Genomic DNA, 19811 nt, shown 5'->3' on the forward strand with positions numbered 1-19811 from the left:
CGGTCTGAACATAGGATAGGCATGATGTTGCATTGCGGCAATGCGATGCCGGAAGGGCTGGCATTTCGTCCCGGGAACAAGCGGCAGTCCGCGACGGCGGGCCCTTCCGAAAACCACGGCCGGCCCAGGACCTGGGACGCCCCGGCGCCCCCCCCGCTCACGCCGATGGCGTGATCCGCGGATCGAGGATCGCCGCGCACAGATCCGCGACCAGGTTCAGGAGGATCACCAGCACGGCCACCAGCACCACGGTGCCCATCACCAGCGTGTAGTCGCGGTTGAGCGCCCCATCGACGAAGTAGCGGCCGATGCCGGGCAGGCCGAAGATGGTCTCGACCACGACGGAGCCGGTCATCAGCCCGGCGGCGAGGGGACCCAGCGTCGCCACCACCGGCAGCAGCGCGCCGCGCAGGGCATGGCGCAGGATGCGGAGGCGCGAGAAGCCCATGGCGCGCTGGGTGCGGATATGCGGCTGGACCAGCACCTCGGCGAGCGCGGCGCGGGTGAGCCGGGCGATGCCGGCGGCGTGGGGCAGCGCGAGGGTGACGACCGGCAGAATGAGGTTCTTGGGGGATCCCCCGCCCCAGCCGCCGACGGGGAGCCAGGCCAGCCCGAGGCCGAAGGCGATCTGGAGGAGGGGGGCGACGACGAAGTTCGGCACCGCGAGCCCGAGGGAGGCGAGGAGCCCCACGACCCGATCGGCGATCCCGCCGCGCCGGAGCGCCGCGAGGCTGCCGAGCGACAGGCCCAGCGCCAGCGCCAGGACCAGGGCGAGGCCGCCGAGCGTCGCCGAGACCGGCAGGCCGCGGGCGAACAGGTCGGTGACGGTGAGGTCGCGGAAGCTGAAGGAGGGCCCGAAATCCCCCCGGGCGAGGCTCGCGAGGTAGCGCAGGAACTGCACGGCCAACGGCTCGTCGAGGCCGTAGACCCGGCGCAGGTTCTCCATCGCCGCGGGCGGCAGGGGCCGCTCCAGGTCGAACGGGCCGCCCGGCGCCAGTCGGATCAGGAAGAAGCTTCCCGCCACCACGAGGAACAGGGTCGGCACGCTGTGCAGGAGCCGGCGCAGGAGGAGGGCGATCACGGGTCGAGCCGGAGGGTGCGGGTGGGGGCGACGTTGCGGATATTGGGCTGCATCCCGTGCAGCCGCGGCGAGACGAGCGCCTTCGAGCGGAGATGCAGCACCGGAATCCAGGGCAGCTCGTCGAGCACGATCGTCTCCGCGTCGAACAGCCCCTGTGCCCGGCGGCCGACGTCGCGCTCCTGGGCGGCCTGCGCGAGCAGCCCGTCGAAGCGCGAGTTCGACCAGCGCCCGGCATTGAAGCCGTCATTGCCGGTGCGGAGCAGGAACAGAAAATTCTGCGGATCGGAATAGTCGGCGACCCAGGACATCCGGGCGAGGTCGAAATCCCCGCCGTCGCGCAGGTAGGCGAAGTGGGTCTTGGCGTCGGTGGCGACGAAGCGGGTGATCACGCCGAGGCCGCGCCAGAAATCGGCGAGCGCGACCGCGGTGTTGCGGTTGTTGTCGGTCACGTTGAAGCGGTACTCGACCCGCAACGGGTTGCCCGGACCGAACCCGGCCTCGGCGAGGAGCCGCCGGGCCTCGTCCTCGCGGTCGATCGGCCCGGCCTCGCGGCCCGCCAGGATCGGCGGATCGCGGGCGTTGTCGAGGCCCGGCGGGCAGAACGAATAGGCGGGCGTCATGGTCTCGCCCCACACCACCTGCGCCAGGAACTCCCGGTCGATGGCGAGCGACAGGGCGCGGCGCACCCGCGGGTCGCCGAAGGGGGCCTTGCGGGTGTTGATCCCGATGGCCTGCAGGCCGAGGGCGGGGCCGAGCTGCACCTGCGCGCCGAAGCGCCGGCGCAGCGAGGCGATCTGGTCGGCGGGAAGATCCGAGAGCGAATCGATCTCGCCGGCCGCGTAGCGCCGCACCGCCGCGGCGAGGTCGGGGGTGGGCACGAAGTCCACGCGCGCGATCGGGGCTCGCTCGCGAAAATGCGGGTTGCGGGTGAGGGTGATGCGGTCGTTCGGCACCCAGTCGACGAGGGCGTAGGCCCCGTTCGTGATGTGCCGGCCCGGCCGGGTGAAGGCGTCGCCCCAGCGGGCGAGCGAGGGGCGGTGGACGGGCAGCGCCGTCTGGTGGGTGAGCAGTTCGAGCAGGTAAGGGATGGGCTCCGCGAGCGCGATCTCGACGATCCCCGCCTCGGGGACGGACACGCCGAGGGTCTCGGGCGGCGCCTCACCGGCATTGACCGCCGCCGCGCCCCGGATCGGGAACAGCACCTCGGCGTATTTCGCCGCCGTCTTCGGATCGAGGATGCGGCGCAGGCCGAACAGGAAATCCTCCGCCGTGACCGGGTCGCCGTTCGACCAGCGCCCGTCGGGGCGCAGGGTGAAGCGGTAGGTCAGGCGGTCGTCCGAGATCGTCCAGCGTTCCGCCGCGCCGGGGACGATCGCCCCGCGCCCGTCATAGGTCAGCAGGCCCTCGTAGAGGTCGCGCAGGAGATGGGCCTCGGCCACCGTCGAGGTCTTGTGCGGGTCGAGCGTCTCCGGGTCGGCGTCGTTGCCGCGGCGGTAGACGGGCCCGCCCGCCGCCCGGGCCGGAACGCCAAGCCCGGCGGCAAGCCCGGCGGCGAGCCCGGCGGCGAGCCCGGCGGCGAGCGCCGCGCCGGCCCGCAGCCCGCGCCGCCGGTCGGGCCGCAAAGGCTCAGGCGCCCGTCTCGGCGACGAGGCCGGCCGCCGCGATGCCGGCCAGGGCGCAGATCTCGTCGTTGTCCGAGGTATCGCCGGAGATGCCGACGGCGCCCAGCAGCCGCCCGTCGGGGGCGCGGATCAGCACGCCGCCGGCCACCGGCACCAGCGCGTCCGGGCCGACGAGGTGGCTCACCGCCGCCACGAAATGCGGCTGCTCCTCGGCCCGCTTGGCGATGGCCCGCGAGCCGAGCCCCAGCGCCAGGGCGCCGTTGGCCTTGCCCCGGGCGATCTCGGCCCGGCGGAGCGAGGTGCCGTCCTCGGCCGCCAGGCATTTGAGGGCGCCGCGGGCATCGTAGACGACGATCGCCAGCGGCTTCAGGGAACGCTCCCGGGCGGTCTTCAGGGCCTCGGCCACGAGGGTCTGCGCGGCGGACAGCGTCAGGTCGGTCGTGGCGGCGGTCATGGGGGCGATCCTCGAGAGGTGGCGTTCCCCAGGACATGCACCGGCATGCCCCCTTCCGCCAAGTCGGACTTCATCCAAGGCGGACGTCATCCAAGGCGGACGTCATCCCGTCGGACGCGGCACCGCCTCACGCGACGATCACCTCGGTGCGCACGGAATTGGCGATGAAGCAGGTCTCGTGCGCCGCGTGGTGGAGCGCGGCGAGTTTTTCCGCCTCGGGCGCCTCGCCCGCCCAGTCGATGGCCGGATGCAGCACCACCCGGGTCACCGCCTGCCGGTCCGGCGCGATCGCGGCGAGCGTCCCCTCGGCCCGGTCGCGATAGGCACGCACCGAAAACCCCGCGAGCCGGGCGACGTGGAGGAAGCTCAGCATGTGGCAGGCGGAGAGCGCCGCCACCAGCATCTCCTCGGGATCGACCGCCGCCGGATCGGCCCACTTGCCGACGACGTGGGGCGAGGCCGAGCCCGGCAGGGTAATCCCGCCGTCGAAGCGCAGGGTGTGGGCGCGGCCGTAGCGGCCGGCGGCGAAATCCTCGCCCGCGCCGAGCGCCCAGTCGACCTCCGCGCTATGGAGCGCCATCCGCCGCCTCCCGTTCTTCGTCTCCCGAGACTATCGAAGTCCCGTGCGGGCCGCCACGTTGTGCGGCCCCGCGCCGCCGGTGCATGGTTGCGCCGGAACGGGGAAAGCGGCCGCCATGCGCTACGGCACCATCAAGAAGATTCTCGTCACCGGGGGCGCGGGCTTCCTCGGCTCGCATCTGTGCGAGCGGCTGATCGCCCAGGGCCACGAGGTGCTCTGCGTCGACAACTTCTTCACCGGGGCGCGCCGCAACGTCGCCCACCTGCTCGGCCACCCGTCGTTCGAGCTGTTGCGCCACGACGTGACCTTCCCGCTCTATGTCGAGGTGGACGAGATCTACAACCTCGCCTGCCCGGCCTCGCCGGTGCACTACCAGTTCGACCCGGTGCAGACGACGAAGACCTCCGTGCACGGCGCCATCAACGTGCTCGGCCTCGCCAAGCGGGTGAAGGCCACCGTGCTCCAGGCCTCGACCTCGGAGGTCTACGGCGACCCGGAGGTGCATCCCCAGCCCGAGGAATATTGGGGCCGCGTCAACCCGATCGGCTTCCGCTCCTGCTACGACGAGGGTAAGCGCTGCGCCGAGACCTTGTTCTTCGATTACCACCGCCAGCACATGGTGCCGATCAAGGTGGTGCGGATCTTCAACACCTACGGGCCGCGCATGCATCCCAACGACGGGCGCGTGGTCTCGAACCTGATCGTCCAGGCGCTGAAGGGCGAGGACATCACCCTCTACGGCGACGGCCAGCAGACGCGCTCGTTCTGCTACGTCGACGACCTGATCGAGGCGATGATGCGGATGATGGGCACCGACCCCGCGGTGACGGGCCCGATCAACATCGGCAATCCGGGCGAGTTCACGATCCGGGAGCTCGCCGAGACGGTGCTCGACCTCACCGGCTCGAAGTCGCGCCTCGTCCACCGGCCGCTGCCCCCGGACGACCCGCGCCAGCGCCGACCCGACATCACGAAGGCCAAGGCCGTGCTCGACTGGGAGCCGACGATTCCCCTGCGCGAGGGGCTGAGCCGGACGATCGCGTATTTCGAGGCCTACCTCGCCTCCGAGCCGAAGGAGGGGTGAGGTTTTGGGGGCGGTTCGGGTCGTGGGGCGTGCCGATGATGCGGGTGATGGAACGGCGAAAACATCCAATCTGCCCTCGCCGCATCCCCGATTTCTGTTTGGCGGCTTCCAGAGAGGCCCCTCTCAGCCGCCCATGGATGCCTTGAGATCGACGATCCATTCATGGCCGGGATGCAGAGCCTCAAGCCAAACCATCAGATCATGTTTCTCCTCTGATTCAAGCCTTGGCAAGGCGGCGAGAAAATCGTCCTTGTCTTTCGGTCGCGTGTATCTTGCCTTGAACAGCAGAACCAACGCGGGCGCCAGATACGAAATTCCGGCCGGGTCGATCCGGATGGCCGCCGCTCTCGGCATCTGGAGCGTGGGCTGTCGCTTGTAGGACCAGATGTCTCGGCTTCCCCGCTCCGTCATCAGATCGACCCGCCAGCACCCGGCGGCGATCTCCGCTCCCCAAACCTGCCAGAGATCGACGGGAACGGGTTCGCTCGACGGAAGGTGAACGAGGCTTTTCCCAACGACACGAAAACATTCAAGCTCCGAGAGTTTCCTTCGACAGCCCTCGATCTCGTCCGGAAGGACAGCAAACTCCAGATCCTCATGGTCGCGCGTTTGATGCCCGTGCCAGATGTCCAATGCCCAGCCGCCGACGAGATACCAACGGCGGCTGAACCGTCCAATCCGGTCAAACAATTCGTTCGGCGACCATGCTCGCCAATGATCCTCCGGAATTGGCTCCACCGGAACACCTGTTTCGGGTCTGACCTTCGACGTGAAAAGCGGCTACCGCAAACCGACGACCTGCCCCCGGACACGGGTCGAGCGCCCCGTCGACGAAAGCTGACAACACCCCGCTCCGTGCGCAATTTCCGAATCTGGTACAAGCTCTCACCGGTTGTGTCCGCGGCGGCCTCATTCGGAGCGGAGTCCCGACGCGAGCAGGACCCTCGCCCCATGAGCGATGCCGCGACGACCGACCGTCCCTACACCATCTGCCACATGACCACCTCGGTCGACGGCCGCATCAAGGTGCGGCGCTGGACGACGGTCGACGCGGATGCGCATTGCGAGGCCAGTGCACGCCACGCTCGAGGGCGATGCCTGGATATGCGGGCGCGTCACCAGGCAGGGCTATGCCGACAGCGCGGAGCCTTTGGCCGAGGCGGCGCCGCTGTCGCGGGAGCACCGCGTGGCGCGCGCCGACGCGCCCGGCTAAGCGGTAGCGCTCGACGCCCGCGGAGTGATGGAGTGGGCGGCGCGCAACGCCATCACCGGCGACCCCGTCGTCGTAACTACGGGGCAGGCTTCGGATGACCGTCTGCGCCGCCTGCGGGCGGGGGCCTCTCCTATATCCTGGCGGGCGAGCACGCGGTCGATTTCCCGCTGGCGCTGCGCAAGCTCAAGGCGCTGTTCGGGATCGAGCGGCTCCTGATCGAGGGCGGCGGGCGCATCAACGGCTCGCGGGTGAAGGCCGGGTTGATCGACGAAGTGAGCCTGCTGCTGGCGCCCGCCATCGACGGCGCGTCCGGCACGCCGGCCCTGTTCGACGTCGACGGGGCGGACGGCGACTCGATGGGCGCGCGCCTTCGCCTGAGCCGCACCGCCTGCAAGCCCCTCGCGGACGGCACGGTCTGGCTGCGCTACCGGGTCGCTCCGGCGGGGTGAGGCGGCGCGCCCCACCCCGCATCCGGCCTCATCCGTCCTGCTTGCCGCCCACGCCCGAGGGGTTCGTCATCGGCCCGGCCGGGCCGCTGGCATCGGCGTCCTCGGTGCCGGTCCGGCCGCCGCTTTGGCGGGCGCCCGCGTGGTCGTGATCCTGCTCGATCTGGATGTTGCGGCGGTCGAGGCCGCGCTCGTTCGTGGGCTGGGACTTGTCGCGGTTGCTCAGCACCTGATTCTCGCCGAGCACGCCCTCGGGCCGCTCGGTCATGGCGCCGCTGCCGTCGCGTTTGCCCTTGCCGCCTCCTCTACCCTGCGCGCCGGGGCCCATGCTGTGCCGATCGGCTTTGGCCCTGATGTCGCGCCTCGTTGAGGACGGCGTGGGAGCGCAATCTGTGTTCTCGCCGCTCCGGAGCACACTGAGCCACGACAAACTCAAATATCTCCCGGAGGCGAAATGTTCGAAAACCGCGGGAGAGAGCCTGCCTGTGCGGAAAAGATCTTGGGGAAGGCCGTCCCGCTACGCTCACCCCTTGGCGGCCAGAAGCTCCGCGAACCGCGCCACGAGCCGGCGCCCGACCTCCTCCTTGTCGAGCCGCGGCCAGGTTTCCACCGTGCCGTCGCCGGCCACGAGGTGGACGGTGTTTTCAGCTCCCCCCATCACGCCGCCCTCCGCCGAGACGTCGTTGGCGACGATGAGGTCGCAGCCCTTCCGGGCGATCTTCTTTCGGGCGTTGTCGATCACCGCGTCGGTCTCGGCGGCGAAGCCGATCACGAGGGGCGGGCGCCCCGCGCCGCGTCCGGCAATGGTGGCGAGGATGTCCGGGTTCTCGACGAGCGTCAGCGGCGGGACGGCTTTGCCGTCCTTCTTGATCTTGCCGGCCCGCGCCTCGGCGGGGCGCCAGTCGCCAACCGCGGCGGCGAAGACCGCGAGGTCGGCGGGCAGCGCCGCCTCGACCGCGGCCAGCATCTCCCGGGCGCTCTCGACCCGCACCACCGCGACGCCGGCCGGATCGGGGATCGCCACCGGCCCGGAGACCAGCGTCACCCGCGCCCCGGCCTGCGCCGCGGCGGCGGCTAGGGCATGGCCCTGCCGGCCGGAGGAGCGGTTGGCGAGGTAGCGCACCGGGTCGATCGCCTCGTGGGTCGGGCCCGAGGTGACGAGCACGTGCCGCCCCGCCAGCGCCCCCTTGGGGCTCGCCCGGCCGGCCAGGAAGCCGAGGCCGGCGCCCCCTGAGCGCTCCGCCAGCAGCCGCTCCAGCGCGTCGGCGATCTCGTGCGGCTCGGCCAGCCGCCCGGGGCCGAACTCGGCCTCGGCCATCGCCCCCTCGTTGGGGCCGACCACGGCGACGCCGTCAACGCGCAACTGCGCGAGGTTGCGCTGCGTCGCCGGGTGCAGCCACATCCGCACGTTCATGGCGGGCGCGATCAGGATCGGCAGGGTGGTGGCCAGAAGCACGGTCCCGGCGAGGTCCGGCGCGTGGCCAGTCGCCATCCGGGCCATCAGGTTGGCGGTGGCGGGCGCCACCACGACGGCGTCGGCGTCCCGCGCCAGGCGGATATGACCGATCTCCGCCTCGGTCTCCCGATCGAACAGATCGGTATGCGACCGCTCGCCCGCGAGCGCGGCGGCGGCGAGCGGCGTGATGAATTCCTGGGCCGACTCGGTCAGCAGCGGGCGGACCTGGGCGCCGCGCTCGCGCAGGCGGCGGATCAGGTCGAGCGCCTTGTAGGCGGCGATGCCGCCGCCGACGATGAGGAGGATGCGGCGGCCGGCGAGGGGGCCGGAGGCGGACTGGGTCATGGGGGCACCTCGGGCGTTCGGCGCGGCCGCGTCAAGGGTGCGGGGCCAACGAGCGGGCGCCGAACCCGGGACACGATGTGACCTGCCCCGTTGTGAGGCGGCGACCGCACGACACGGCATCCGCGTCGGTCCGGAACCGCCAGCGAAACCCGGAATCCCCCTGCGATGCGCGCTCGGAGCCTCAGGGCGCGGCCCGGCGTCGCTTCCGGGCTCGCTGATCCGCGCGGTTGAAACGAGCGCCTTCCGCGCCGGCGGCTGGGTGGGCGTCGCGTCGCCCCGAATTCGGCGCCGCGGCGGCGGCAGGCTCAGCCGGGCTCGATGCGGATCGCCGTCGCCCGCGGCCGGTAGGCGCTCAGGGAAAGGGCGAAGCGGCGCTCCTGCGGATCGCCGCCCGCCTCCGACGGCAGTTCGGAGAACCCCAGGCTCGGGTAGAGATCGCGGACCATGCCGTTCTTCGGGCTCGGCCGGTAGAGGCCGACGAGGCCGGTGGCGCCGTGGTCCCGAGCGGCTCCGGCCAGCATGTCGAGCATCGCCGCCTCGACCCCGCGCCCGATCACCCGGCAGCTCATCAGCCAGGTTTCGATCATGAGGTCGTCGCCCGCGCGGCGGCCGATGACGACGCCGACGATGCCGTTGTCGGCGAGCCGGTCGATCAGGCGGACGCGGAGGGCGAGCGCGTCCGGGTCGTCGAGGAGGGCGCGGGCCTGCCCCTCCGTGATCCGCTGCGTGGTCAGGTTGAACTGGTTGGTCTTGTTGACGAGCTGGACGATGCGGGGGAGGTCCTCGGCGGTGAAGGATCGCCACAGGAGCCGCATGTCGAGGCCGGCGAGATAGGCCGTCAGGTCGCCCGCCTCCGCCACCGCCGCATGATGGCGGGCGGCGGCCGCGTAATGGCCGCCCCGGGCCCGGTCCTCCTCGGTCACCGCGAGGGCCTCGAAATAGCCGGCCTCGGCGATGCGCCCGGCATAGCCGCTCGGATCCTCCGGCAATTCCGGCACGGCGACCTCCGGCAGGGCGCTGCGCACGCGGTCGCGCTCGAACGGGTTGTCGTCGACGAAGACGAGGGCGTCGAGGCCGATCTTGAGCCGTTCCGCCACCCGGCGCAGGTTCGCCGCCTTGTCGTCCCAGTTGGCCAGGAAGGCGGCGATGTCGGACGGCCGCAGCACCATCTCGGGATGCCCCTCGAAGGCCTCGCGGGCATTGGCCTCGTCGTTCTTGGACACGACCGCGAGGATGATGCCGCGCCCGGCGAGGTCGCGGGCATAGGCCTGGACGCCCGCGAAGGCCTCGCCCTCCGCGCTGCCCGGCCCCAGCGCCAGGCCCGCCGGACCGTCGTCGCCGACGATCCCGCCCCAGAGGGTGTTGTCGAGGTCGAGCACCAGCGCCTTGCGCGACAGCCCGCGCCGGGCCGCGAGCATCCGGGCGACGAGGTCGCCGTAATGGGGGGCGGCGGCCGGCGCGATCTCCTGCCGGGCGCGCAGCCACCAGACCGGCTCGTGCCACGCGGCCAGGCCGTGGCGCAGGAGCGCGGGGTCGAGGTCGAGGAGATCGACCCCCTCGGCCGCCGCCGTCGCCCGCAGGGCGGCGTTCAGGCGGGCGACCGAGGCCGCGCGGGAACCGGGCAGGCGCCGCTCGTTCAGGCCCAAGAGCGGCACCGGCGTCGGCAGGAGGCTCTGCTGAAGGATCGCGCAGCCGAGGCGCGCCCGGGCCGTCCGCCACAGGCCGTGCAGCTCGGTGAGGACCGCCTCCTCGGTCCGGCATGTCTGCGCCGCGTCGTCCGCGACCGCGAGCCCGCCGGTCGCGTGGCCGGCATCGAGGCTGAAGAGGATCTCGTCGGGCCGGAAGGCGTGGAGGCCGGAGCCCGGATCGAGGATCTCCTGGCGGTAGGCGCCGTAGGCCCCCTCGTAGGTCTCGATCCAGAGGCCGCGCCGCAGCCCGGCGACGCGGATCGCGGGCAGGAGATGCGAGAGGGTGGCCGAGCCGAGGACCGCGAGCCGCACCGGCGGGCGGGCCAAGCCCTCGGGCGGGCCGGAAAAGCGCGCGTCGAGGGCCCGGGCCAGCGCGTTGGTGCGCACCGCGGTGAGCCGGGTGTTGGCGAGCGCCACGAAGGCTGCCCAGCCCACCCCCTCGCGCAGGGCCGCGAGGCGCTCCGCCCAGGGGCCGGGATCGGGCAGCCAGGCGAGGTCGGGCACGCGGCTCAGGCTCCGCCGCCCGTCTTGCGTGCCACGGTGTCGGCGAGATCGCCGACGCGGGCGAGCGCGTCGACCTCGCGGGTCGTGAGGGTGATCCCGAACGCCTCCTCGGTGGCCATCAGGATCTCGACCATCCGCCCGGAATCCCAGCCGGGCACGTCGTTCGCCGTGGTCTCCGGCCGCAGGACGAGGGCCGGGTCCTCGAAGATCTCGCGGAAGAGCTCGGTCAGGCGGGCGTAGATGGCGTCGGAGGTCATGCGCGCTTCCGTCGAACCGGCTTCGGTCGGCCGGCGCCTATAGCAGATCGGTGCGGCGGACGCGCGGGTCAGAAGCGGGCCAGGATCCGGGCCGGAAGGGGCGGATGCGGGGCGGCGGAGGGCTCGGGGGCCTCCTCCAGCCGCCAGCCGGCGGTGTGGAAGACGCCCGAGGCGGGGCCGCGGGCGACGAGGCCGACCCGCAACCGGCCGTGCCCCTCCGGCAGGGTCGCGGTCACGAAGACGCGCTGCCACGTCCCGCGCTGCCCGAGATCGGCCTCCCGCCAGCGGATCCGCCGGTCGCCGATCGCGGCGGCGAGCCCCTCGCCGCGGAAGCCTCCCGGGATCCGGACCCAGCAGGAGAAGGCGTGCACCGCCCGCCGGTCCAGGGGCGCCAGATCGACGAGCGGGCCGAACACGGTCTGGTCCGCGTCCGGGTCCGGCCGGTGCCGGCGGGCGAGGTAGCCGAAGCGCGGCAGCAGGTTCGCCGGGGGGAGGGCGGGTAAGGCGGGCAGCCCCCGGACGAGCGCCCAGGCCTGGCGGCACAGCGCGAACCAGGGCGGAAGATCGATCGCCACCACGGCGTCGTAGGGGGCGAAGTCGCCGACCCATCCCTCGATCAGCCCGTCCTCGCGCCACCGCAAAGGCGGGACCGGCCCCGAGGCCCCGGCGGCGCGCACCCACAGGAGCGTCGCGGGCCCGTGCCGGCGCAGGGCCCGCATCAGCGCGGCGATCCCGGCATCCGTCGCGTTGGCGCCGTCCTTGCGCACGAGCACCTTCTCGCCCGAGCGGAGATCCTCGAGGAAGCGGCGCTTGAGATAGCCGACCTTGCGGACCTCCTTCTTGAGCAGGCTGTCCGGATCCACGGACCCCGTACGGTGCCCGGTGTTATAATCGAAGCCGTAGCGGCGGCTCACGCAGAACAGGTAGCCGGAGCTGTGCTCGGTGAGGTGCAGGTCGTCCCCGCGCCCGTAGAGTTCGAAATCGGTGTCGAGGGCATGGATCAGGTTCTCGATCCGGGAGGCCGAGAACTTGAGCAGCCCGAGCTGGTCGACGCCGCCATAGCGCTGGACGAGACCGAATTCGCAGTTGTCGCCGATGCTCTCGAAGGTGCCGAGGACATGGTGGATCGGCGGGCATGCGCCAGCGGGCATCGGGTCTTGCGGAGGTTGCCTCAGGGGGCCCGCCGGATACGCCCTCGCGGGCCGGGGAGCAATGCGCGCCCGCGGCTGGCCGCCCTACCGCAGGGCCAGCACCACCACCCCGATCGCGATCGCCCACAGGGCCAGCGCGGAGACGATGGACCGGCGCGTCTCGGCCTTGGCGAGACGCTCGAGGGCGCGGCGGTCGCGGCCGCCCTCCTCGTCGAGGCGGATCATGATGCGGCGGATGCGCTGGGCGATGTCGGGGATGTCGGAGACGACCTCGGACAGGGTGAGCGCCGCGCGCCCCGCCCCTTCGAGGCGCCCGACGGGGCCGAGATGGCGGGTGATCCAGCTGCGCACCACCGGCTCGGCGCCGGTCCACATGTCGAGCTGGGGATCGAGGGAGCGGGCGACGCCCTCGACCACCACCATGGTCTTCTGGAGCATCACCAATTCGGTGCGGGTGCTCATGTCGAACAGGGCGGTCACGTCGAACAGCAGGGTGAGCACCTTGGCCATCGAGATCTCATCGGCCCGGCGCTGGTGGATCGGCTCGCCGATCGCCCGGATCGCCTGGGCGAAATCGTCGACGGAATGGTGGCGCGGCACGTAGCCCGCCTCGAAATGGACCTGGGCGACGCGGCGGTAGTCGCGGGTGATGAAGCCCAGCAGAATCTCGGCGAGGAAGCGCCGCTCGGCATGGCCGAGGCGTCCCATGATGCCGAAATCGACCGCCACCAGCAGGCCGTCCCGGTCCACGAACAGGTTCCCGGGATGCATGTCGGCGTGGAAGAAGCCGTCGCGGATGGCCTGGCGCAGGAAGGACTGGATCACCGTGCGCCCGAGCGCCTTCGGGTCATGGCCCGCCGCGACGATGCCGGCGCGGTCGTTGAGGCGGATGCCGTCGATCCATTCGGAGGTCAGCACGTCCCGCCCCGTCAGGACCCATTCGGGTCGGGGCGTGCGGAAATCGGCGTCGCCCGCGGTGTTCTGGGCGAGTTCGGACATCGCGGCGGCTTCGAGCCGGAGATCCATCTCCATGGTGACGGAGCGGGCCAGGATCTCGACGACCTCGCGCGGGCGCAGGCGCTCGGCATCGGGCAGCAGCGCCTGGACGATGCGGGCCATGAAGCGCATCGCCTGGATGTCGCGGGCGAAGCGCTCGCGCACGCCCGGGCGCATCACCTTGACCGCGAGGGTCCGCTGGGTGCCGTCGGCGTCGAGCACCGTCGCCTTGTGGACCTGGGCGATGGAGGCCGCCGCCACCGGCTCGCTGAAGGCGGTGAACAGGACCGAGACCGGCTTGCCGAGGTCGGCCTCGATCGCCCGCAGCGCCTGCCCCTGGGGGAAGGGCGGCACCCGGTCCTGGAGGCGCTCCAGGTCGCGGGCGGCGGCCATGCCGACGATGTCGGGCCGGGTCGCCAGGAACTGGCCGAACTTGACGTAGGAGGGCCCGAGCCGGGTCAGCGCCCGCTCCAGGGGGCTGGCGCCCGGGTCGAGGGCGATGCCGCGCCGCTCCAGGGCGCGGCCCATCCGCAGGGCGAGGCGCAGATGCGGCGGCAGGGGGGCCGGATCGATCAGCGCCAGCCCGCCCTCGCGGGCCAGCACGAAGCCGACATGGGCGCCGCGGGCGAGGTGGAAGACCGCGCCGAACATCATCGCGTCCCCTTCGCGGCCGATCTCAAGAAATCTTCCAGCCCGAATGGATCGCGACGATGCCACCGGAGAGCCGGCGATGGGTCACGTGCGAGAAGCCCGCGGCCTCGATCATCCCGGCGAAGGCGCCGGGGGAGGGGAACTTGCGGATCGATTCCACGAGGTACCGGTAGGATTCGCGGTCGCCCGCCACCCGCGCGCCGATCCGCGGGATCACGTGGAAGGAATAGGCGTCGTAGATCTTCTCCAGCACCGGCAGGTCGACCCGGGAGAATTCCAGGCACAGGAAGCGCCCGCCGGGCTTGAGCACCCGCCGCGCCTCGGCGAGCGCCGCGTCGATGCGCGGCACGTTCCGGATGCCGAAGGCGATGGTGTAGCTGTCGAAGGTGTCGGCCGGGAGCGGCAGCGTCTCGGCGTTGCCGGTCACGAAATCGATCCGGCCGGCATAGGTCGTCCCGGCGCGCTCGGCGCCGACCCGCAGCATCGCCTCGTTGATGTCGAGCACCGTGACATGGGTGTCCGGGCCACCCGCTTCGAGCGTGCGGAAGGCGATGTCGCCGGTGCCGCCGGCGACATCGAGGTGGCGGACCGGACGGGTCCTGGACGGGCGCAGCATCCCGATGAGGTGCGACTTCCAGGCCCGGTGGAGGCCCCCCGACATCAGGTCGTTCATCAGGTCGTAGCGGCGGGCGACCGAGCGGAACACGTCGTCGACCCGGGCCTGCTTCTCGGAGAGGCGCACGCGCTCGTAGCCGAAATCGGCGGTGGTCTCGTCCGCCCCCGCTCGCGTGTCCCGGCCCGTGCCGGTGCTGGTCCCGCTCATCCGATCCCGCGCCGCTCTCCGGCCCCGCCATCCTGGCCGAGCCCATAGCGCCAGCCTCATAGCGAATGCGCGCCGGAACCGCCATCGGGCGGCGGCGGGAATCGTCCCGGGCCCCGGATCCGGACCGCGTCCCTAAGATCCTGCGCCGCATCGGATTTTTTCCGCAAGGGCCTGCATCCCCGTCTCAAACCGATGCGATCCGCCGCCCGCGACGCAAGGGCGCCGCGATCCGACGATGCGGCGGAGCGCAGGAGAGCCTATCGTCCCGCCCCACGCCGAGGGGCCGCCCCGCCAAATCCGGAAACCATGCCCGAACTGCCCGAAGTCGAGACCGTGCGCCGGGGCCTCGCCCCCGCGATGGTCGGTGCGCGCATCGCCCGCGTGACCCTGCGCCGGCCGAACCTGCGCTTTCCCTTCCCCGAGAACTTCGCCCGGCGGCTGGAGGGCCGGACGGTCCTCGACCTGAGGCGGCGGGCCAAATACCTGACGGCGCCCCTCGATTCCGGCGAGAGCCTGATCCTGCATCTCGGCATGAGCGGGCGCTTCGACGTGGCGCTGCCCGACGGCGGAAACCTCTCGCCGGGCGATTTCTACCTCGACGGGGCGCTCGGGAGCCCCAAGCACGACCACGTGGTGCTGGCCTTCGAGAACGGCGCGACCGTCACCTACAACGACGCCCGCCGCTTCGGCTTCATGGACCTCGTGCCGACGGCGGCGATCGACACCTGCCGCCACTTCGCCGCCATGGGGATCGAGCCCCTGAGCGAGGCCCTCGACGGGCCGGTCATCGCCCGCCTGTTCCGCCACCGGATCACGCCCCTGAAGGCCGCGCTCCTCGACCAGCGCCTGATCGCGGGCCTCGGCAACATCTATGTCTGCGAGGCGCTGCACCGGGCGGGCCTGCATCCGGCGCTGCCGGCCGGGGCGCTGGCCAAGCCCGATGGCGGCCCGACGCCGAAGGCGAAGCGGCTCGCGAAGGAGATCCGGGCGGTCCTGACCGAGGCGGTCGCGGCCGGCGGCTCGACCCTGCGGGACTATGCCCAGCCGGACGGCCAGCGCGGCGGCTTCCAGAACGTGTTCCGGGTCTACGACCGGACCGGGCTCGCCTGCACGGCGCGGGGCTGCACCGGCCGGGTCGCGCGGATCGTGCAGGGCGGGCGGTCGACCTTCTTCTGCGAGGTCTGCCAGTCGCTCTCGAAGCCGTGATCGCGCCCGGAACGGTTTCGCCGCGCCCGCCGTTCGCCTTCATGTCGATCCGGACGGGTCCGGCCCGTCGCCGGGGCCTTCTGGGATCGCCCGCACTACTCGCAATCGAAGGGAGAAACCCCATGCGCATCTCTCGGCTGCTGCCCGTTCTCGGGCTCGTCGCCCTGGGGCTGACCGCCTGCAAGGACGAGAAGAAGGACGCCGCCGCCCCGCCGCCCCCGGCCGGCAGCACCACGACGACGGCCCCGACGACGCCGCCGACCGGCACCCCGGCCCCGGGCAATCCGGCGCCCGGCACGCCGCCCGCCCCCGCCAACAAGCCCGCCGGCCAGTAAGCGCCGGAACGTCAGGAAGGCCCGCCCGCTCGGGCGGGCCTTCTCCGTTTGCGGAAGGACGCCTTGGGGAAGGACGCCTTGGGGAAGGGCGCCCCGTCGCGGGCGCCTGAACGTTCCGGTGGGGCTCGCGGTGGCGGTCGGTCAGGCGTCTGCCTTCGAACCGACCGGGAGCATCCATGACACCGCTGTTCCTCGCAGCCCTCGCGCTGCCGCTCGCGACCGCCGCCCTCGCCCCATCCGCCCTCGCTCAAGCCGGCCCGGCGGAGACCCAGCCGCCCGGCCCGAAGCGGAGGCTCGGCCCCGCCGACGGCGCCGGAACGGTCGTCCAGCCGGGGGGCATCGACCATGGCGGGCCGGGCTCGGTCGGCACGGTGGCGCCCGGCTCGACCCATATCACCAACAATCCCGGCACCGCCGAGAAGCCGGAGCAGCCGATCGCCAATCCCGGCGCGCCGGACACCGCGGGCGGCGGCTGATCCGGGCTCCGCTTGATCAAAGCGGAGCCCGGATCAGGCAAGCCCGCGCGGCGTTTGAGCGAAGCCCAAATCCGCCATCCCGAAGGGATCAACCGGATTTGGTATGAGGCGCGGCCCCTCCATCCGGGCCGGGCCGAGGCAGGGGACAGGGGCCGGCTCAGGCGGCCCTGCGCCCGGTCACCGTCCGCAGCACCCGCGCGAGTTCCTCCGCCGAGTACGGCTTTCGCAGCAGCTCGAACCCGTGCGCGTCGTCCTGGGCCAGGACGTGGCTGTAGCCGGAGGTGAGCACCACCGGCAGGTGCGGGGCGCGCTCGCGCAGCAGGCGGGCCAGGGCGATGCCGCCCATGCCCGGCATCACCACGTCGGAGAAGACCGCGTCGAACGGCGCCGCGTCGGCCTCCAGGGCGGCGAGCGCGGCTTCCGCGTTCTCGGTCCAGACCGGGCGATGGCCGAGATCCTCCAGGATCTGCGTGCAGAAGCGCCCGACCTCCAGATTGTCCTCCACCACGAGAATCCGCAGCGACGCGTCTCCGCCGCCGACGGGGGGCTCGCGCCGGGATGGGGCGGCCTCGTCCGGGCGCGCCACCTGGGGGAGATAGAGGGTGAAGGTGGCGCCCGCGCCGGGATGGCTGCGCACGTCCACGTCGCCGCCCGACTGCTTGGCGAAGCCGATCACCTGCGACAGGCCGAGGCCGGTGCCCTTGCCGACTTCCTTGGTGGTGTAGAAGGGCTCGAAGATCCGCATCAGGTCGCCGGCGGCGATGCCGGTGCCGGTATCCGTCACCGAGACGGCGACGAAGGGCCCGGCCGCCCCCGCATGCCCGCGGATCGGCGGGAGCGGAGAGGGGGCGTCGAGCCGCAGGGTCAGGGCGCCCTCGCCGTCCATGGCGTCGCGGGCGTTGACCGCCATGTTGACCAACGCCGTCTCGAACTGGCTCGCATCGGCCCGGACGTAGCAGGGCTCGCCCGGCAGGTCGGTGACGACGCGGATGCGGGCCCCGGTCACCGAATCGAGCATCTCCGAGATGCCGCGCAGGCGCTCGCACACGTCGAAGGTCTCGGGCTTGAGTGCCTGGCGCCGGGCGAAGGCGAGGAGCTGCCCGGTGAGCTTGGCGGCCCGGTCGACGGTGTCGGAGACCGCGTCGAGGTAGCGGCGCTTGCGCGCCTCCGGCAGTTCGGGCCGGCGCAGGAACTCGACGGAGGAGCGGATGATGGTGAGCAGGTTGTTGAAGTCGTGGGCGACGCCCCCGGTGAGCTGGCCCACCGCCTCCAGCTTCTGCGACTGGCGCAGGGCTTCCTCAGCATGGCGCTGCTCGGTGATGTCGCGGCCGAAGGCGTAGAGCAGGCCGTCCTCGGGTACGATCGTCCAGAGCACCCGCCGCTGCCCGCCCGTGGCGGTGAGGCAGGACAATTCCAGCTCCTGCGCCGCGCCGGTGGCGAGCAGGGCCAGAGCCACCTCGAAGGCCGGGCGCTCCTCGGGGACGACGAAGTCCGGCAGGGTCCGGCCCAGCGTCTCCTCCGCGGGCCAGGCCAGGGCGCGGCTCCAAGAGGGGTTCACCGCGGCGATCCGCCCGTCGGGTGCCGTCACCGCCTTCAGCACCGGCGAGAGGGCCCAGACCCGGTCGCGGTCGCGCCGCTGGGCATTCACCTGCGCCTCGAGATGGGCGGCCTTCGAGTGGAGCCGGTGCTCGGTCTGGCGGCGCGAGGTGACGTCCTGGAACAGCACCGCGACCTGCCGCCGGCTCGGCGGCTCGAAGCGGAAGGCGGCGACTTCGAGATAGCGGCCCGTGGCGACGAGCTCGCGCTCGACCCGGATCGGCGTGCCGGTGCGCAGCACCTCGCCGTAGAGCGCGACCCAGCCGTCGGCCTCACCGTCGGTCACGATCTCGCGCAGGCGCTGCCCGACGACGTTCTCGATGCCGGCATGCTGGGCGTAGGCGCGGTTGGCCTCGACATGGACGTAGTCGCTCTGGGGGCCGTGCGGTCCGTCGACGAATTCGATGACGCAGTAGCCCTCGTCCATCTGCTCGAACAGGGTGCGGTAATGCTGCTCGCGTCCGGCGAGCTCCGCCCCTCCGGCCCGCTCCGCGGTCACGTCGCGCACGACGCCGGCCACGCGGGCGGGCCCTTCGCCGGACCCGCGCGCCTCCGGGACGGTGCTGCGTGCGAGCCACCGCACCGTCCCGCTCGCCGTCCGCCGGATGCGGTAGACGGCCTCCCCCTCGGCGGCGAAGGCGGGGCGGTCCTCGGGCAGGACCAGCGCCGCGACGGCCGCCGCCGGCAGGCTCGCCTGCACGTCGAGGCCGTGCAGGCGACAGAAGGCGGGGTTGGGATGCAGCAGCCCCGTCGCCGGATCGAAGGAAAACAGGCCGATTCCGGCCGCGTCCTGGGCGCGGGCGAGAGCCTCCGGCAGGCAGGGGGCGGCCGCCATCTCTTCGGTGCGGGGGAGCGGGCTCTCGATCACAGCGCAAACTCTATCACGCCGAAGCTGGCGTGAGACTGGGCCCCGCGTCAACGCTCACGCTTCGACGCGTGGGCGAAACGCCGCGAGACCGGCGGGAGATCCGGCCCGGGGCCGGGCCTCACCAGCCCCGGCGCTCGTCGGGGCCCGGGGCGCGGCCCTGGGGGGTCAGCGCGTCGATCACGCCGGGCAGGGCCTGGGCGAGCTGGGCGAGGAGATCGTCGCGGGACAGGCCGGTCTCCCGGCTCAGGGACGTCACCGTGTCCGGTCCGAGGGCATCGGCGAGGCGGTTCGGCGGCAGCGGCTGGTTGGGGCCATGGCCGATCCAGGAGGCGAGCACGTCGCCGAGCCCGCTGCGCTCGAAGCCGTGGATCAGACCGTCGAGACCGCTCGCCTCGGCCCCCGCCTCCCGGGCCCCGTCGCGGTCGAGACGGGCGTAGGGGCCGGCGCCCGAATCGCGGTCGTCGAACCCGCGTTCACCGGGCCCGCGATCACCAGGTCCGTCGAGCATCCCGGCGAGGTCGCTGAACGCGCCGCCGCCGGGATCGCCTCCCTGGGAGCGCTCCTGCGGCGGGCCGCCCCGGCCCTGGCCGAACCCGCCGAGGTCGCCGTCGTCCCGGTCCGGTTCACGCCACTCGGGTTCGCGCCGGTCGGGCTCGCGGGGGGCCGGGCCCGCCCGGTCATCGCCGCGGCCGCCGCCGAAGATGTCGCCGAGCCCGCCGCTCGCGCCCTTGGCGAGGAGCAGCATGAGGAGCGCCTTGACCACCGGCGAGGCCAGCGCGCCGCCGCGCCCCCCGCCGAGAACCTGCCCGACGACCCCGCCGATGACCTGATCGAGCAGTCCCATTCCCGTTCTCCCCGTGCCGTCGGCGCATCAACGGCCCGGACCGGGCCGCGGTTTCGGTCTAAATAGAAACTGTCTCTTCGGGTGTGATGGCACATGAGAAGCCGAGGCGCTCGATGTGTCGCGCGAGAGCCTTGG

The 19811-nt window shown here is 72.4% G+C and carries 19 protein-coding genes; 5 read left to right on the forward strand and 14 right to left on the reverse strand.

The window, feature by feature from the left end; all coding sequences use genetic code 11:
- Positions 1–157 precede the first annotated feature (157 nt).
- The 4 genes from LW587_RS13830 to LW587_RS13845 all read right to left on the reverse strand — a co-directional run bounded on the left by LW587_RS13830 (position 158) and on the right by LW587_RS13845 (position 3737).
- The gene (locus LW587_RS13830) at positions 158–1081 is read right to left on the reverse strand and encodes an ABC transporter permease subunit (RefSeq protein ID WP_232630169.1); all 924 of its coding nucleotides are present in this window, start codon (positions 1079–1081) and stop codon (positions 158–160) included.
- Entirely contained in the window at positions 1078–2703 is a 1626-nt protein-coding gene (locus tag LW587_RS13835; RefSeq protein ID WP_232630170.1) for a peptide ABC transporter substrate-binding protein, read from the reverse strand. The genes LW587_RS13830 and LW587_RS13835 overlap by 4 nt, the downstream gene beginning before the upstream one ends.
- Before the next feature lie 4 nt (positions 2704–2707).
- Positions 2708–3157 (reverse strand): GlcG/HbpS family heme-binding protein, encoded by a 450-nt coding sequence (locus LW587_RS13840; RefSeq protein WP_232630171.1) that lies wholly within the window; start codon positions 3155–3157, stop codon positions 2708–2710.
- A 127-nt stretch (positions 3158–3284) separates the two neighbouring features.
- Positions 3285–3737, reverse strand: a complete 453-nt coding sequence (locus LW587_RS13845) for an OsmC family protein (RefSeq protein ID WP_232630172.1) — start codon at positions 3735–3737, stop codon at positions 3285–3287.
- Between the two features lie 115 nt (positions 3738–3852).
- Between LW587_RS13845 and LW587_RS13850 the strand changes: the two genes are divergently transcribed.
- Positions 3853–4821 (forward strand): UDP-glucuronic acid decarboxylase family protein, encoded by a 969-nt coding sequence (locus LW587_RS13850; protein ID WP_232630173.1) that lies wholly within the window; start codon positions 3853–3855, stop codon positions 4819–4821.
- Between the two features lie 123 nt (positions 4822–4944).
- Here the strand turns inward: LW587_RS13850 and LW587_RS13855 are convergent, their stop codons facing one another.
- Positions 4945–5559, reverse strand: a complete 615-nt coding sequence (locus tag LW587_RS13855; RefSeq protein ID WP_232630174.1) for a nucleotidyltransferase domain-containing protein — start codon at positions 5557–5559, stop codon at positions 4945–4947.
- Between the two features lie 612 nt (positions 5560–6171).
- Here LW587_RS13855 and LW587_RS13860 point away from each other — a divergent pair.
- Entirely contained in the window at positions 6172–6483 is a 312-nt protein-coding gene (locus tag LW587_RS13860; protein ID WP_269780331.1) for a dihydrofolate reductase family protein, read from the forward strand.
- Positions 6484–6511: 28 nt separating this feature from the next.
- Here the strand turns inward: LW587_RS13860 and LW587_RS13865 are convergent, their stop codons facing one another.
- The 7 genes from LW587_RS13865 to ubiE form a co-directional block, all read right to left on the reverse strand.
- Positions 6512–6808 carry a hypothetical protein gene (locus LW587_RS13865; protein ID WP_232630175.1) on the reverse strand — a complete coding sequence of 99 codons (297 nt, stop codon included), beginning with the start codon at positions 6806–6808 and terminating at the stop codon, positions 6512–6514.
- Between the two features lie 195 nt (positions 6809–7003).
- Positions 7004–8281, reverse strand: a complete 1278-nt coding sequence (gene coaBC, locus LW587_RS13870) for a bifunctional phosphopantothenoylcysteine decarboxylase/phosphopantothenate--cysteine ligase CoaBC (protein WP_232630176.1) — start codon at positions 8279–8281, stop codon at positions 7004–7006.
- 305 nt (positions 8282–8586) lie between these two features.
- Positions 8587–10473 carry an HAD-IIIC family phosphatase gene (locus tag LW587_RS13875; RefSeq protein ID WP_232630177.1) on the reverse strand — a complete coding sequence of 629 codons (1887 nt, stop codon included), beginning with the start codon at positions 10471–10473 and terminating at the stop codon, positions 8587–8589.
- A 5-nt stretch (positions 10474–10478) separates the two neighbouring features.
- Positions 10479–10730 (reverse strand): acyl carrier protein, encoded by a 252-nt coding sequence (locus tag LW587_RS13880; RefSeq protein ID WP_232630178.1) that lies wholly within the window; start codon positions 10728–10730, stop codon positions 10479–10481.
- Between the two features lie 68 nt (positions 10731–10798).
- Positions 10799–11881 (reverse strand): hypothetical protein, encoded by a 1083-nt coding sequence (locus tag LW587_RS13885; protein ID WP_232630179.1) that lies wholly within the window; start codon positions 11879–11881, stop codon positions 10799–10801.
- Between the two features lie 84 nt (positions 11882–11965).
- Positions 11966–13528 carry a 2-polyprenylphenol 6-hydroxylase gene (gene ubiB / locus LW587_RS13890; protein WP_232630188.1) on the reverse strand — a complete coding sequence of 521 codons (1563 nt, stop codon included), beginning with the start codon at positions 13526–13528 and terminating at the stop codon, positions 11966–11968.
- Positions 13529–13553: 25 nt separating this feature from the next.
- Positions 13554–14351, reverse strand: coding sequence for a bifunctional demethylmenaquinone methyltransferase/2-methoxy-6-polyprenyl-1,4-benzoquinol methylase UbiE (ubiE, locus tag LW587_RS13895; protein ID WP_232630180.1), 798 nt, complete (start codon positions 14349–14351; stop codon positions 13554–13556).
- A gap of 306 nt (positions 14352–14657) precedes the next feature.
- Here ubiE and mutM point away from each other — a divergent pair, with 306 nt between their 5' ends.
- From mutM to LW587_RS13910, 3 genes are all read left to right on the forward strand, one after another.
- On the forward strand, positions 14658–15557 hold the full coding sequence (mutM, locus tag LW587_RS13900) for a bifunctional DNA-formamidopyrimidine glycosylase/DNA-(apurinic or apyrimidinic site) lyase (protein WP_232630181.1): 900 nt from the start codon (positions 14658–14660) through the stop codon (positions 15555–15557).
- 122 nt (positions 15558–15679) lie between these two features.
- Positions 15680–15892 carry a hypothetical protein gene (locus LW587_RS13905; protein WP_232630182.1) on the forward strand — a complete coding sequence of 71 codons (213 nt, stop codon included), beginning with the start codon at positions 15680–15682 and terminating at the stop codon, positions 15890–15892.
- Positions 15893–16068: 176 nt separating this feature from the next.
- Entirely contained in the window at positions 16069–16368 is a 300-nt protein-coding gene (locus LW587_RS13910; RefSeq protein WP_232630183.1) for a hypothetical protein, read from the forward strand.
- 157 nt (positions 16369–16525) lie between these two features.
- On the opposite strand, the gene LW587_RS13915 is transcribed toward LW587_RS13910, so the two are convergent.
- The gene (locus LW587_RS13915; protein ID WP_232630189.1) at positions 16526–18799 is read right to left on the reverse strand and encodes a hybrid sensor histidine kinase/response regulator; all 2274 of its coding nucleotides are present in this window, start codon (positions 18797–18799) and stop codon (positions 16526–16528) included.
- Between the two features lie 151 nt (positions 18800–18950).
- Positions 18951–19676 carry a YidB family protein gene (locus LW587_RS13920; RefSeq protein WP_232630184.1) on the reverse strand — a complete coding sequence of 242 codons (726 nt, stop codon included), beginning with the start codon at positions 19674–19676 and terminating at the stop codon, positions 18951–18953.
- Positions 19677–19811 lie beyond the last annotated feature (135 nt).

The organism is Methylobacterium sp. Leaf118 (assembly GCF_920984675.1).
Classification (GTDB): Bacteria; Pseudomonadota; Alphaproteobacteria; order Rhizobiales; family Beijerinckiaceae; genus Methylobacterium.